Annotated in this window: 14 protein-coding genes; all 14 read left to right on the forward strand. The window is 35.2% G+C overall.

Features of this window, described 5'->3' with window-relative positions; translation table 11 throughout:
- Positions 1–19 precede the first annotated feature (19 nt).
- The 14 genes from RAC89_RS14580 (at position 20) to RAC89_RS14640 (ending at position 15484) form a co-directional block, all read left to right on the forward strand.
- Positions 20–772, forward strand: a complete 753-nt coding sequence (locus tag RAC89_RS14580; RefSeq protein ID WP_306614296.1) for an ABC transporter permease — start codon at positions 20–22, stop codon at positions 770–772.
- Entirely contained in the window at positions 772–1518 is a 747-nt protein-coding gene (locus RAC89_RS14585; protein ID WP_306614298.1) for an ABC transporter ATP-binding protein, read from the forward strand. Before RAC89_RS14580 ends, RAC89_RS14585 begins: the two co-directional genes overlap by 1 nt.
- Before the next feature lie 133 nt (positions 1519–1651).
- Positions 1652–2680, forward strand: a complete 1029-nt coding sequence (locus RAC89_RS14590) for a glycosyltransferase family protein (protein WP_306614300.1) — start codon at positions 1652–1654, stop codon at positions 2678–2680.
- Positions 2681–2721: 41 nt separating this feature from the next.
- Complete coding sequence (locus RAC89_RS14595; protein ID WP_373430018.1) at positions 2722–3768, forward strand: glycosyltransferase; 1047 nt, start codon at positions 2722–2724, stop codon at positions 3766–3768.
- A gap of 520 nt (positions 3769–4288) precedes the next feature.
- Positions 4289–5695 (forward strand): undecaprenyl-phosphate glucose phosphotransferase, encoded by a 1407-nt coding sequence (locus RAC89_RS14600; RefSeq protein ID WP_306614303.1) that lies wholly within the window; start codon positions 4289–4291, stop codon positions 5693–5695.
- Positions 5696–5780: 85 nt separating this feature from the next.
- Positions 5781–7409, forward strand: coding sequence for a hypothetical protein (locus RAC89_RS14605; RefSeq protein ID WP_306614304.1), 1629 nt, complete (start codon positions 5781–5783; stop codon positions 7407–7409).
- A 450-nt stretch (positions 7410–7859) separates the two neighbouring features.
- Positions 7860–8165, forward strand: coding sequence for a transposase (locus RAC89_RS14610; protein ID WP_306614305.1), 306 nt, complete (start codon positions 7860–7862; stop codon positions 8163–8165).
- 13 nt (positions 8166–8178) lie between these two features.
- Positions 8179–8565: an IS3 family transposase gene (locus RAC89_RS31725; RefSeq protein ID WP_373430020.1), complete on the forward strand. Its 387-nt coding sequence runs from the start codon at positions 8179–8181 to the stop codon at positions 8563–8565.
- Positions 8566–9201: 636 nt separating this feature from the next.
- Positions 9202–10149, forward strand: a complete 948-nt coding sequence (locus tag RAC89_RS14615; RefSeq protein ID WP_306614307.1) for a reverse transcriptase domain-containing protein — start codon at positions 9202–9204, stop codon at positions 10147–10149.
- Positions 10077–10568: a group II intron maturase-specific domain-containing protein gene (locus tag RAC89_RS14620; RefSeq protein WP_373430021.1), complete on the forward strand. Its 492-nt coding sequence runs from the start codon at positions 10077–10079 to the stop codon at positions 10566–10568. Before RAC89_RS14615 ends, RAC89_RS14620 begins: the two co-directional genes overlap by 73 nt.
- Positions 10569–10867: 299 nt before the next feature.
- A complete protein-coding gene (locus RAC89_RS14625) occupies positions 10868–11260 on the forward strand; it encodes an integrase core domain-containing protein (RefSeq protein WP_373430022.1) in 393 nt (130 codons plus the stop codon).
- A gap of 417 nt (positions 11261–11677) precedes the next feature.
- Positions 11678–13732: a hypothetical protein gene (locus RAC89_RS14630; RefSeq protein ID WP_306614310.1), complete on the forward strand. Its 2055-nt coding sequence runs from the start codon at positions 11678–11680 to the stop codon at positions 13730–13732.
- On the forward strand, positions 13722–14402 hold the full coding sequence (locus tag RAC89_RS14635) for an HAD family hydrolase (RefSeq protein ID WP_306614312.1): 681 nt from the start codon (positions 13722–13724) through the stop codon (positions 14400–14402). The genes RAC89_RS14630 and RAC89_RS14635 overlap by 11 nt, the downstream gene beginning before the upstream one ends.
- A gap of 26 nt (positions 14403–14428) precedes the next feature.
- A complete protein-coding gene (locus RAC89_RS14640) occupies positions 14429–15484 on the forward strand; it encodes a class II aldolase/adducin family protein (protein ID WP_306614314.1) in 1056 nt (351 codons plus the stop codon).
- Positions 15485–15502: the final 18 nt, after the last annotated feature.

Consider the following 15502-nt stretch of genomic DNA (forward strand, 5'->3'; position numbering starts at 1 on the left):
AAAAAAAGCGAGAAAATCATTGGACTTAACTTTAGTATTAGCAGTTAGAGATGTAAAAATTAGATATCAGTTGTCGGTACTAGGAATATATTGGGCTCTTATAAACCCTATGCTTATGGCGTTGGTATGGGGGTTTGTTTTTAATAATATGTTTAAATCTCAGGGGGTTGAAGGGGTCCCTTATTTAGTGTTTCTCTTCTGTGGTCTTACCCTCTGGCAGTTATTTTCAAATTCAATTATGTCGTCCGTGAATAGTTTAGTAGGTAATGCCACAATGTTATCGAAGGTTTCTTTTGAAAGAATTATATTACCGTCCTCTTCTATAATAGCAAGGTTTGTTGATTTTATTTTTTCTTTACTGATCCTGATTGTGTTAATGGTTTATTATGATATTTCCGTCACAAAGGAAGTTTTATGGTTACCACTTTTATTGATTGTTCAACTGATGTTTACTGCAGGATTAGCATATTTGTTTTCAGCAATAAATGTGTTTTTTAGGGATGTAAGTCAAATTATTAGTGTTGTTTTAATGCTATGGATGTATATATCTCCTGTACTCTATACTGTTAAACAAATCCCTGAAGATATAAGAAAGTATTTTAGTTATAATCCTATAGGACAACTTATTCACATGGAAGTTACCGCTATATTTGGTAAAACAGGCCCAAATATAAACGATTTGCTTCTTACTACTAGCATATCTATTGTAACTTTGTTTATCGGGATATTAATTTTTAAGAAATTAGAAGGCTCCTTTGCGGAGGTCATGTGATGGTGACAGTTGAGGTAAGCAATATTTGGAAGAAGTTTTCTATTAGCTCTAACAGGGTAAATAGTCTTTCTCAAATTTTTTCATTAAGGAAAGAAAAAAGAAATAAAGAAATTACAAAAGATTTTTGGGCACTTAAAGATATATCATTTAAGCTTGAAAAGGGTGAAAGTCTCGGAATAGTAGGATCAAATGGTTCAGGTAAAAGTACATTACTTAAGCTATTAACTGGAATCATGAGCCCAACTAAAGGGGTAATTAATATTAATGGAAAGATATCTGCTATGATAGAATTAGGCGCTGGATTTCACCCCGATTTTTCCGGAAGAGATAACGTGTTTATTAATGGTATGATGTTGGGAATGACTAAAAAGGAGATTGCAAAGAAATTTGATGAAATTGTTGATTTTGCTGAAATTGAGTCGTTTATTGATGTTCCCGTGAAATATTATTCCTCTGGAATGCAGGCAAGGTTAGGGTTTTCTGTTGCAACTTCGGTCGACCCGCAGATACTAATTGTAGATGAGGTTTTAGCCGTAGGGGACGTAGAGTTCCAAAAAAAATGTAAAAATAGGATTAAGCAAATGATATCATCTGGTACGTCATTACTTTTAGTTTCTCATGGGGCTTCTGATATTGAAGAAATATGTCAAAAAGCTTTATGGATTAATAAAGGAGAAACTAAAATGTTTGCAGATGCAAAAACTGTCATGAATGTTTATCAACCAAAAGAAGAAAAAGATGCTTAAACTATAAACGTCGCCTTATGCGACGTTTTCTCTATAGGGACAGATACGAAAGGTAATGGACTTTATGAAAAAAAATATTCTATGTATTTCAACAATTGATTGGAACTTTTTATGGCAACGACATCATATATTCATGACACATTTATCAAAAGATTATAACGTGATATATCTAGAGAATACAGGATTCCGTAACCCGAAAGTTAAAGATTGGAAAAGGATAATTTCTATATTTAAAAAAAACAATAAATATGTTAATCCCAAGCCTAGCAATTTGGTCGTAGTTAAACCTGTAATATTTCCCCCTAATGGAATAATATTCAGACTTCTAAATAAATATATTTTTATTCCGTTACTTATTAGGAAGATAAAATCTTTAGGTTTTAATGAAAGAGATATTGCATTTATATATCTGCCATCATTTACATCTATAGAATTATTAAGACAACTTTCCCCTAGCAAAGTTATATTCGACTGTGTTGCGAATTTCTCTGACCATAATGAAAAGCCTAAAGATTATGATAGAATTATAAGTCAATTAATGAAAATAGTGGACACAGTTATTACAGATTCTAATCTTCTTTATACCCAATATAACAATATGCACCATAATGTACATCAATTACATCAAGGAGTTAATACTGAAAAATTTAAATATCAAGAACCATATATCAACGAGTTTAGATCTATTTGTTTTTTCGGAGCAATTGACGATAGAATTGATTGGGGTTATATGGATATACTTGAGCAAAATGGTGTGAAAGTAGATTTAATTGGTGCCGTGAAATCAGCAAATATCCCCAATCGTTACACTATTAAAGGACCATTTAAACAAGATGAACTCTTTTGTGAAATTAATAAATATGATGCATTCATAATTCCTTATAAATTATCATCCTTTGCTGACGGGATAATCCCAGCTAAAATATTCGAATGTTTAGCGATTGGAAAGCCTTTGCTTGCCTCAAGATTACCATCCTTAGAACCATATAATGATGTAATTTATTTATGCGAAACACCAGAAGATTTTAAAAATGCTTTTAATAATTTAAAAAATACTGAGAATGAAGAAAAAAGAAAAAGGAGACGTCTGATAGCTGAAATGAACAGTGTAAACAACTCATTAAGTCATCTTGATGATATTATTACAAGGTGTTATAAATGAAAATATTGCATGTAATTGAAAGCTTTTCTGGCGGCTCATACATGTATGTGTCGAAAATTGTGAAAAACATTGATGCTGACCATATAATCGTTCATTCGTTAAGAAAGGATACCCCAGTTAATTTTGTTCAAGATTTTACGAAAAATACTCAGTTCATTAAATTAATAATGAAGAGAAATATATCATTGCCATTAGATATTCTAAATATATACTACTTAAGGAAAATAATAAAAACAGTTCAGCCCGATTTATTGCATTTACATTCTTCAAAAGCTGGGATTTTAGGACGTATTGCATCTATAAACTTGCGAGTAAAAACTATTTACACACCTCATGGTTTTTCGTTTTTGAGAAAAGATATTTCTAAAATGAAAAGGTTTTTTTACTTCTTTATAGAGAAAACAGCAGCACAGTTAATAAGGACCACTTATTTCCTTTGTGTTTCTAAAGAAGAATACAATCAAGCAGTAAAATTGAACAGGAAGAAAACAAGGGTGAAATTAATTTTTAATTCTGTGGATACAGGTCAAGTTATTGATAGGAGTGAAACTTGTGTAAATCCCTATCAGATAGTAACAATAGGAAGGCTAACAGCAGCAAAAAATCCATTTGAAATTTTATCAATAATTAATGATTTGGTTAAAACATATCCACAATTAAATTTTGTCTGGATTGGAGATGGAGATTTAAGGATAGAGTTTGAAGCAAAAGCTAAGAGCTTGGGTTTACCTGTAACAATTACGGGCTGGCTTCCTAAAGATAAAGTTAACCAAATATTACGTGCAAGCTTTATATTTATACAAGCCTCATTATGGGAAGGATTACCGTTTTCTTTATTAGAAGCAATGTTAGAAAAAAAACCTGTGGTGGTTTCTAATATACCCGGTCATCGGGACGTTATAGTTCATACAGTTAATGGATTCATAGCAAAAGATACTGTTGAATTTTGTAACTTTATCAGCGATATTTTACTGAATCACGAAAAGGCTCAATTAATTGGCTCTGAGGCATATAAAACTGTAATTAATAAGTTTTCAGACGATATTTTTGTAAAAAATTTATTAAAATTTTACCATTATTTGTTATAAAGTTTACGATCTTTGAAGAAGAAGTTTTGCCTATTGGCAATGACCACGTGCATTTGAGAAGCTTGTATCTCGAATTTAGTAGTGCGGTCAGTACCTAAGAAGAATTCGGAACGGAACTAGTAGCAATTTTATTTGAACCAACGTCCATGTGCATTTGTTATTAGATATTTCATTGGAAACTTTATGAAAGTATTTTATACAAAAAAAAGGGATAACCTAAATGAACTAAACTAAAATGAGAAGTTGATTTTGTGAAAAATCTATGGGCAGAGATGATTACAGTATAACGCAAAGACTGACATTGAGTGTAACGCAATTTTGATATAAATTGCTGCTCCTAACTCAGTTTCTCCCATGACCTGAATGACTAATAATTATACCCATTTATTCCAGTGGATTATATATGTTAATAATTTTTCTTATAGCATATTAATATTCTTTGTTATAGAATAACGTAGGAGGTATTATATATGTAAAGAAGATATCAATCTCTTTTTGGTTTCAAGTGAGGTGAAAGCAATTGTTAAGACAAAGCCAAAGTTTCCTTTCGCAAATATACGCTTTAGCTGATTTTATATGTATTCAATGTGTGTTCATCTTGTCTTGGTGGTTAAAATTTAAAAGTGGCATTATTCCCTTTGAAAATCCTTTGCCTTTAGAGATATATGCTCAGTGGAGTTTATTGTATAGTGGAATAGCGGTAGTACTTAGTTATTTTTTTAATTTTTATACCCCAAAACGACGCAAAAAATTCTCTTACGAACTTTTTACAATAATTCAAGTACATTCAATCAGTTTATTGATACTACTCAGTTTCTTGTTTATTTTTAAAGAATTGCATATTTCTCGATCTTATCTTTTATTATTCTTGGTAAATAATATTTTAATGATCAGTCTTTATCGATATATATTGAAAAATACTCTTAAAAAGCTCAGGGAGCGTGGTTATAATAAGCAATTTGTTTTAATACTTGGAGCTGGCACTTTGGGAAAAAGGTTCTATAAGCAACTAATACAGCATCCCGAGTTAGGGTACGAAGTGGTCGGTTTTTTGGACGACCTTTATGAGGAGCATGAACTCGGACTTGACGCAATTAAGCCCATCCTGGGACAGGTGGACGAATTGGAAGTCATTTTGGAGCGATTATTAATTGACGAAGTTATTATAGCGCTGCCCTTATCAGCTCATCACAAGTATGGTCAGATTATTAATACCTGTGAAAAAGCAGGAGTTAAAACGTTAATTATTCCTGATTATTATGATTATTTACCTTCAAAGCCATACTTTGATAATTTTGCCGGAATGCCTTTAATCAATGTCAGAGATATACCGCTTGATGAATTTAGAAATCGATTCTTTAAAAGAGCATTTGACATTATTTTTTCGCTATTAGCAATTATACTTACTCTTCCCTTATTGATTGTAATTGCAATTGGTATTAAGTTTACTTCTTCGGGGCCTATTATTTTTAAACAAGAACGTGTCGGCTTAAACAGACGTACTTTTAAGATGTATAAGTTTCGTTCCATGAGAGTACAAAAGGAATCGGATTCAGATACCTTGTGGACAACGGAGAATGATCCGAGAAAAACAAAATTCGGATCTTTTTTAAGGAAAACAAGCTTAGATGAGCTGCCACAGTTTTTTAATGTTCTATTTGGGCACATGAGTGTAGTAGGACCAAGACCGGAGAGACCTTATTTTGTGGATCAGTTTAAATGGGAAATACCTAAATACATGGTAAAACATCATATTCGTCCTGGCATTACAGGATGGGCTCAAGCATGTGGTTTACGAGGTGATACATCTATAGAAGAGAGGATAAAGCATGATATATTCTATATTGAGAATTGGAGTTTTATCTTCGATATAAAGATTATTTGGATGACTATCACTAATGGATTAATTAACCGTAACGCCTATTAAGTTTTATAATATTTACCTCTTAACAAACCTTTTTAAGGTGAGTGATAGAAGTGATAGAATAACTAAGATGTTAAGGAGTATACGAATGATTAATTGGAAGGTATATTCATTTTACAATACAATTAAAATAGTAATTGTTAAAAACACTTCATTTTTACTATTTATTGCTATGATATTATTTGTTTCACAATCATTTATTCCATTTGTATCTATTGAGGGATTTGAAGCGATGGAAACTTCAGGAATAAATTATAACATTAATAACCCAGCCGTAAAACTAGATGAATACAATTATATTAATCGTCCAGGAAGATATGTCATAACCGAATGGATAAGTGGCTTAACTGGTTTAAATGCAATGAACTCTTCGGGAATATTAAGTATTTTTTCGTTTTTAACTTTTATTATTTATGGAATGTTGTTCTTGAAAAGAATAACAGGTGCCAATATTTATATTTGTGGAATTGCAATGTTATTATTTCCTGCACTCTCCTCAGCAGCATCATTTCCGAATTCGCAAACGTATGCATTACCTTTTTTAGCTGCTGGGTTATATTATATTGGGGAAAAGCCGACATTAAGGAATTACATGTTTTCCTCATTTCTTTTTGCGTTATCAGCAACAATGCGAATTGATATTCTCGCGATGCTACCCTTGATATTGTTAGTATTGATATCCCAAAAAAATAATTATTCTTCATCAGTTAAACACACTTTAAATTTTGCGCTATTTACTGCTTTATTTGTAGTTGTATTCTATCAATACTTAGATTTGAATATAATTCAATCTATTAAAGAAAGTAATAGTAGCACCTCATATGCAGGTTTATGGAATCTATTAAAAATAACATCCATTACAACAGTTAAATTCATGTCCGTTGTTACAATGACATTTTATTTCGTTGGATTATTGAGTTTAATAAAACATAAAAAATATGTTTTATTTTTAATTTGTACGTATCCAATGATAGCACTAGCCTTTGTGTATAAATCGAATTTAGTTGAATCCAGATTTATGGTTATATCAACTATATTCTTGGCTGTTTCAGTGATTGAAGGATTAAAACAACTTTTTATCTTGAGAAAAAGAATGCTACTGATATGCAGTATAGCAATAGGGTCTCTTTTTTTTCTGTGGTATAGCTCTTATCATAATTTTTCGGATGAGATTATGAGTCGTGAAGGAGTTCATAGAATTTATTCGGGATCTTTCTATGAGCCAATTCGAATGAAGCAATTTAAAAATCATATTAACAATAATCATATGCGATTAGATTCGACCATTAAAGATATGCTACAAAGTAACTCAAATAATATAAATATTATGTCTACACTTTGGTATGCCTATGGTGGCTCTTTAGATACATTAACAAGTCTTAATATTAGATATACAAATGTAATTAATACAAATGAAAATAAGTTCCCAAAACCCATAACTGGAGTATTATTTAATGATGATATTAACAATCGTTTAATAAAATTATATTTAATGGAGGCTTGGAGGGATTACCCTCAAGACAACCCTGAAGAAGTAATAAAATATATTGAAAATAACATTAAGGAAGACACTTTAGTACTTATGACCTCAACAGATTATGTAAAAATAAAAGATAAAGAGTTTACTTCTAATTTGGAATTGAAGTCTATTTCATACAATTGGACACAATATGATTTATGTATTGTATTAGTTCATCCTGAAAAAGGACAAAAATAGAGAGCTTCTGTCTGTATTGATGTGTATTGATGTGTATTGATGTTTACAGAGGATACACCGGAAAAGTGATTGCCTGTTAGTGTACATTATCTGAATGATAAATATATCGTTCTACACAGCCGCTTGACTTAACAGGGATCAAAGCACTTACAAGCTAAAACAGTCGTATTCAATCAGTGATTTGTTATTTAGCTTCGTTTGAATGCAATAGTAAATAATAAAAGGAAGTGTTGAATGATTACCTTCATGATACAAGTAATCCCTTCGAGATAGAACGTAACGTTTCAGAATTTAGGGTTTAATCAAGCATTATCAGCGGGCATTCCATCACGGGACATGCTAATGGTAATGCCTTTTCTTTTTATTGCTTCCTGGTATGTTTGGGATGCATATACGCTTCCTATAATGGACTAAGAAAACTGGACAGCAAAAAAGGAGTATTTAAGTTGTATGGCCACATCAAGAAGAAGGTTTACGCCAGAACAAAAAGCACAGATTGTACTGGAAATTTTGAAGGAAGAAAAGTCGGTTTCCCAGCTCTCAGCCGAACACGGGATTCATTCAAATGTCCTCCAGCGGTGGAAAGCGGAAGCAGTCCAGAATCTACATCAGCTGTTTGTAGATGATCGTAAGGCGACAACCAAAATGAAAAACGACTATGAAAATCAGATCAATGAACTCTACGCCGAAGTCGGAAAATTGTCCACTCAATTGGCGTGGATCAAAAAAAAATCTGGCTACGGATCAAACACGTGAACAGCGTATGTCCATGCTCGATTGGCATAGCACAGAGCTTCCACTAACGGCTCAGGCCGACATTCTTAGCCTCCACCGCTCCAGTCTTTATTACAAGCCGGTACCTCCTTCTCTGGAGGAAGTTCGCCTCAAACACCGGATTGATGAAATCTATACGGAGCATCCATTCTTGGGATCCCGGAAGATTGCAGCAATTCTTAATCGAGAGGACTTGCAGGTCCATCGAAATACGGTTCAAAAGTATATGCAAGAAATGGGGTTAGCCGCTATCTATCCTGGGCCTAACCTTAGCAAGCGGAACTTGCAGCATCGCATTTATCCCTATCTGCTGCGTGGGCTAGCGATTACAAAGCCAGACCATGTATGGAGTGTGGATATCACTTACAGTACGCCCAGCTAACAAGTTCCCCTAGTGGAACGAAGTTACTTGAGCATGTTTTGGAATATATGTCGATTTTTTTATACAGGCATATCCTTCCCCTGCTGTGAGGGGAAGTGAGCCGAAGCGGCGGTGACTTGCCGACACTGGCAAGGTGACGTAGTCCGCGGTTAACGGGGCTTGCGGCGAAGCGTTACGCCAAGATGAGTCTCTAGGCTGAGCATGGGAAGGTTGAGGAACACGAACCTATTAAACCGCATCTGAGGGTTGAAATGTCACCCCTGCCTACACCGCTTAACAGGCAGGTCGCGGACTGGAATACTGTTAGCCGAATTGACGGTATTCACGAATGACGGTCAAATATGTACGTTGACCTACAGGGATTCACGAAGAGCGCACAGCTAGAGCGTGATGTCTGCGGTGACTTGCAGAATGCAAGGACAAAGACTGCGATAGGCAGCCTAACCCATGTGTGAAGTCCAGCATGTGAACTGGGGAAAGTCTGCATGGATGCCAAGGGAGTGAGTTCCCCGATGCTATGCAGAATGACGGAGCCTCCGTAGTAGTCCGAGGACGGGAAAGCCGGCCACATGGCGAAGGGAGGCAGTTTAAGTGGTTTGCTCGGCATATTAACTGACCCTAGTGAGGTGAAGACCTTTGATAATCAGTGAAATGCAAAGCAAACTGGCGACATGGGCAACAGAAAGTAAAGAACGCAAGTTCGACCGACTCCTAAGACTTATTGCAAACAAGACTTGGCTCAGTGAAGCGGCTAGCATTACCCTAGCTTCTAGCGGTGCCCGAACACCCGGTGTGGATGGCATCAATAAGAGCAAAATGGAAGAGATTCTTGATCTTGAGCTAGAAAACCTGCGGCACGAATTGCTGACAGGAACCTACTGCCCACGGCCTGCGCGGCGCGTATATATTCCAAAAGCGAACGGCAAGCTTAGGCCCCTAGGCATTCCCTGTCTCCGAGACCGCATCGTGCAACGTGCGATGGTAATGGCTATGGAACCTATCTGGGAAAGCGACTTCCACGCTCAATCCTACGGATTCAGACCGGCACGAAGTGTCCATCATGCCATACGAACGGTTAAAATACAGCTGCAGGATGGAAATGAACGCACAGAAGCAACTGCAGGACGTTGGGTCATCGAAGGCGATTTGGCCAGTTACTTTGACATCGTTCATCATCGTTTGCTGATGAAGGCAGTTCGTAAACGCATCTCAGATCAACGATTCCTTTCCTTACTATGGAGAATCATTAAGGCGGGATGCGTAGACCGCGGACTGTTTCGGGCCTCTAGTGAAGGAGTTCCTCAGGGCGGTGTCATCTCACCGCTCCTATCCAATATTATGTTACACGAATTCGATCAGTGGATGGAAGAGAAATTTCTGAATAAGAAGGTACGGAAGGATCGCGGGCTTGGAACTTCGGCATTCAGAAAGAGCGCCCTATCGCAATACGAGAGAAGCGACAATAGAAGCCAGCAATCTCCTATTGCCGTTATGCTGACGATTTTGTGGTGGTGGTCAAAGGAACCAAGGCGCACGCAGATGAAGTGCGTGAAGCATGTCGAGCATTTCTCGAAGATCGGTTGAAACTCACACTTAATATGGATAAGACACATATTACGCATGCGAATGATGGTTTTGTGTTCCTCGGCCATTGTATTATTCGTAAGCGTGGAGCCAGAGGGCGTATGCGTCCTATATCTTCTATCCCTTGGGATAAATACCGCCGTTTCACGGAGAAATTAGTCAAGCAACTGTCAGGGAATTTCGGCATGAACAAGATGGATCTGGTTGAAAGCCTGAACCGACAACTTGCAGGCTGGGCAAACTTCTATCAATATACAGACCATACCGCGACGATATACGGTAAAGTTGATCGTACGGTTTTCTGGAAACTCGGCTATTGGTTGGCACGAAAGTACAAGCGCGGCTTCCGATCATTGATGAGAGATTATGTCCGATCACCTGAGAAGGGTAAGGCTAAAATCTGGGTGCTGCAAGGCTAAAACAGCCGAGGATTCTATGGAGAACTGCCGCTGAAAAGGCTAATAACTAGCCGCAAAGGCTGGTTCACATGGCGCACTCCTGCGGAGAACCCATACATCCTGCGTTCAGAGAAACGTCGTACAATTGAATCCTATTATGATGAAGTCGCCTTTGCTTTGAGCAACACTTAAATGGAGAGCCGGATGCGCTGAGAGGTGCAAGTCCGGTTCGGGAAAGAGAGGTGGGGAAATAGTCCGACTACGCCCTATCTCTTATTTCACTACGAATGAAGCACGGTTGGATGTATCTTTATGCTGTTATGGATTGGTACTCCCGCTACATCGTAGACTGGCAGCTTGATCAGAGCCTAGAGATTGGTTTCGTTCTAGACACCATGAAGCGCTCACTGGAGAAGAGCAAACCTGAGATTATTAATAGTGATCAAGGCAGCCACTTCACCAGCCCACAGTACACGGACCTACTGAAGGAGCATGAGGTACGTATAAGTATGGATGGCAAAGGCCGAGCAACTGATAACATCGTGATCGAGAGGTTCTGGAGAAGTCTGAAGTACAATGAAGTCTACATTCATGATTACAAAAGTCCGCGAGAGACCCGGCATGGTGTGGAACGCTACATTCATCTACATAATCACTACTTACCGCATCAATCCTTACAATATCAAACGCCAGCTGTTCTATACCAACGATAAATGAACACCAACGTGTGAATAAACCAATTCTCCCGCGCCTTCGCTTGGGCTTTGTCCTCCACCTGTGGACAGCTATTATCAACTTTATAATTCTAGTTTTTCCATTTATGTAATGAAACTCAGGTTTCCCAAGAGGGAAACTAAAGAGCCTAGTGAAAAATTTCACACCTTAAAAATCTAAAAAAGCTGTCTTGACATCGTGTGCCACTATATCCCTGATCGCTGAAGGGCATTATGTCCCACGGATTCGGGGGAGGTGGAATGTGTCTGCTTGTCCATAGTGCAATAGGTACAATATTTTTTGAAGGACGGTGGTAGTTATTTTCATTTGCAACGTTGGTAACAACATTACGTGCCGGAGACCAAAATTTATGATATATTAAATAAGGTTGAAATATATCGAAAGGTGTCGCATGAATGCAAAGCATAATAAAAAATAGGTTTTTTTTATTTATAGTTATTACAAAACTTGTTGTAATGGCACTTTTTTCTTCTGACTATCAAGACAAATTATTTGTACCTTTTGTTCATACATTCCTAACTTCCTTTGATAATCCATGGGAATATTATTATGTTAATAATTTACCTAAATCATTTCCTTATCCTCCACTGATGCTTTATATTTTATCAGTATCCTATTGGATCCCTTATTCATTTCACTTACCGGTAATTATACAAAACGTGTTTATAAAACTTCCGATTTTTTTTGCAGATTTTTCAATTTTGTATATTTTATATAAAATATTTCCTAGTAAGGACAAAGAAATCATCTATATTTATTTTGCATCACCAATTGTACTTTATGCTAGTTACATGCATTCGCAGTTAGATTTGATACCGACTGCGATGTTATTGATATCCCTTTACTTACTAATAAAGAATAAAATTATAAGTGCAAGTGTAATTTATGGTTTAGCGATAACCACAAAGTTTCATGTCATTGCAGCGTTGCCAATAATTCTACTTTATTTATTTAAAAGTAAAAAACCTGCTATTACTATCCTTTCTTTTATAGGTGTACCTGTTGCAATGTATATAAGTCTCTCGACACCTTTTTTAGGAAGTGCAGGCTTTTATGAGTTAGTCTTATTTAATGCTGAACAAAATCAGTTATTTGATGTTTATTTTATTTTTAATAATTTGTACATCTACGTTGCTCCATTTGTCATATTATTAATTTATGCTAGATTTGCTGGCTACCCCAAAATTAATAATGATTTGTTTTTTAGTTCTATGGGACTATTGTTCTCAGTATTTGTTCTTTGTGTGCCACCTATGCCAGCTTGGTATTTATGGGTTATACCTTTTATTTCACTTTATTTTATAAATACATCCAAATTGAATGCTAGAACAAACATCATTTTGAGTTATTCACTTGCTTTTGCCTATATAATTTATTTTATCTTTTTACATGTATCTCCAATTAGTGACATAAATTTTTTGCAACAAGCATTAAATGTAAAACAAGACTCCGGAATATTAAGAAATTTGTTCTTCACGATTTTAGAAGCTTGTTTGTTAGCGATTATATACTCCTTATATAAGTACGGAATAAAGAGTAACTCTGTTTATAAAAAGAAAAGTTCATCTTTTGTTGTTGGTGTAGGAGGCGATAGTGGATCAGGTAAAAGTACATTATTGAGTGATATTGACAAGCTATTAAATCAGCATAACGTCCTTCATATAGAAGGTGACGGTGACCATAAGTGGGAACGTGGTGACGAAAATTGGGGAGTTTTTACTCATTTAAATCCCAAAGCAAATTATCTTCACAGGCAAGCAGACGACTTGCTTGCAATAAAAAAAGGTGAAATTATTCATAGAGTTGAGTATGATCATCAAACGGGTAAGTTTACCGAACCACAGAAAGTATCACTAAAAAACTATATTGTCATGGCTGGACTTCATCCCTTCTATTTACCTAAGATGAGAAAAGTCATTGATTTGAAAATATATCTAGAAACAGACGAAAAACTTAGAAGACACTGGAAAATTATAAGAGATACAAAGAAGAGAGGCTATAGCATAGAAAAGGTAATTCAACAAATTGAATTTCGAATGAATGATGCCCAGAAATATATATGGCCTCAAAAACAATTTGCCGATTTAATAATAAATTATTATACGGAAAACGATTTTCAACTTGGAGACGAGAATGCTGAATTTGAAATTAAACTAAAAATTACTATGGACTCAAGTGTGGATTTAGAACCATTAGTTAGTATTCTCAATTTTTATAGAATATATATTGAACATGATTATTCCGAAGATCTAAGCTCACAATTTATTGTTGTAAACACAGGGGATCTCAAGGTAAATTTTGACCTGATAATTGATCAAGTAATTCCAAACAGAGAAGAAATTCTTTTCGGAGAAAGTACTTGGCATTCAAATCATCGTGGGCTTGTTCAAATTATCATTTTACTTATGATTAGTTACAAAATGAGGGAGTATACAGAAAATGAGTTATAATGGTTTATTATTGGATATTGATAATACTCTATATGAGTATGAACCCGTTCATCAGAAAGCATTACAATCAGTTATTGGCTTTTTAAGCGAACAGTCTTCAATAAAGAATGAAATTCTATATGAATACTATAATATCGCAAAGAATCAGATTCATATTGAGCTTCACGGTACTGCTGCTTCTCATAATAGATTGTTATATTTTCAAAGGTTATTCGAGTTGTTGGGTAAACCGAGTATGCCTTTGGCGGGGGATGCTTATGAGGTTTATTGGAGCACATTTATAACTCATATGACTTTTTCAAAAGGGGTTATAGAGTTTTTTCAAAAAAGTAAAAACAGTAAGATCTGTTTAGTAACGGATTTAACTGCGGATGTTCAGTTTAAGAAAATAAAAAAGTTACAGCTTGATAAATATTGCCAATATGTGGTGACGAGCGAGGAAGCAGGTGTGGAGAAACCTCATCCTTATATATTTTTGTTAGCATTAAAAAAATTAGGAATGACACCAGATGAAGTTTGTATGATTGGTGACTCATATAAAAAAGACATTGTAGGGGCTTCTGAACTGGGCATTAAGAATTTCTGGATTTCACCTGAAAAACCCAAGGTAACAGTTCCCCAAAATACAACTGTAGTAAGTAAATTTGAGGAAATTGTGAGGTATATATGATGTCTGAATTCAAGAAGTTATCCTTAATGTCCAAGTACGCAGGGGAACGATTTGATCTAATCCAAGCTGGTGGGGGAAACACGTCAGTTAAACTTAACTCAGAAGAGATGCTTATCAAAGCCTCAGGTTTTTTGCTATCAGATGTTGAAGAAGATCGGGGCTATGTGTTAGTTAATAATAAAAAGATTCTTAAACTTTTTAGTAATGAAGAATTACTTGAAATTGATGATAAAAAACAACGAGAAAAGTATGCGGCATTCGCTCTTAAAGATTCAATTCATTCGGATTATAATATCAGACCTTCTATCGAAACTTTCTTACACTCTTTACTTTACAAGTATACACTTCATACACACCCCATTGTAGTCAACATTATAACATGTCAAAAACAATGGAAAGAGAGTCTTGAAAATATATTTTCCGAAGATAAGCCACTATATATTTCTTATCAAACACCTGGTATTGATTTAGCTTTGGAGATGAACAAAGAATTGCAGAAATACATCTCTCTACATGGAGTAAAACCGAAACTAATTTTTTTGCAAAATCATGGGTTGATTGTTTCATCAGATGAATATACGGAAATTGAAATATTAAACGAACGTGTAACTTCTACTCTAGAAAAATATTTAAAGTTTGATTCATCACAATATAAATTAGCTAATGCTATATCAAGGTTAGTCAATTCTTTAAATGGAACTAGTAATATAGCCTACTTGTCAGAAGACCTTCAATTGGCTAAACTCATCTCAGATGATACATTAATGGCCCTAACACCATTTTGTCCAGATGGATTTGTATTCTGTGGTGTAAAACCAGTCGTAATAAAAAATCTGCAAGACAAAGAATCTATCCAGATATATTATGATCAGTATTTTGATTTACCCAAAATTATTGTTTATAACCAGAGGTTATTTATAGTTGCAGCAAATGTGAGAAAGGCAAAAGAAATTGAGGATGTATTTAAATTTCAGTTAATGTCTTTCTCTCACAATGATATTGAAAACATTAATTTATTAACGACGGATGAATTAAATTATTTAGGAAATTGGGACGCAGAAAAATATCGGCAAAAATTATAAATACAGGGGAGTAGATTA

The organism is Paenibacillus sp. GD4, from assembly GCF_030846225.1.
GTDB lineage: Bacteria > Bacillota > Bacilli > Paenibacillales > NBRC-103111 > Paenibacillus_G > Paenibacillus_G silviterrae.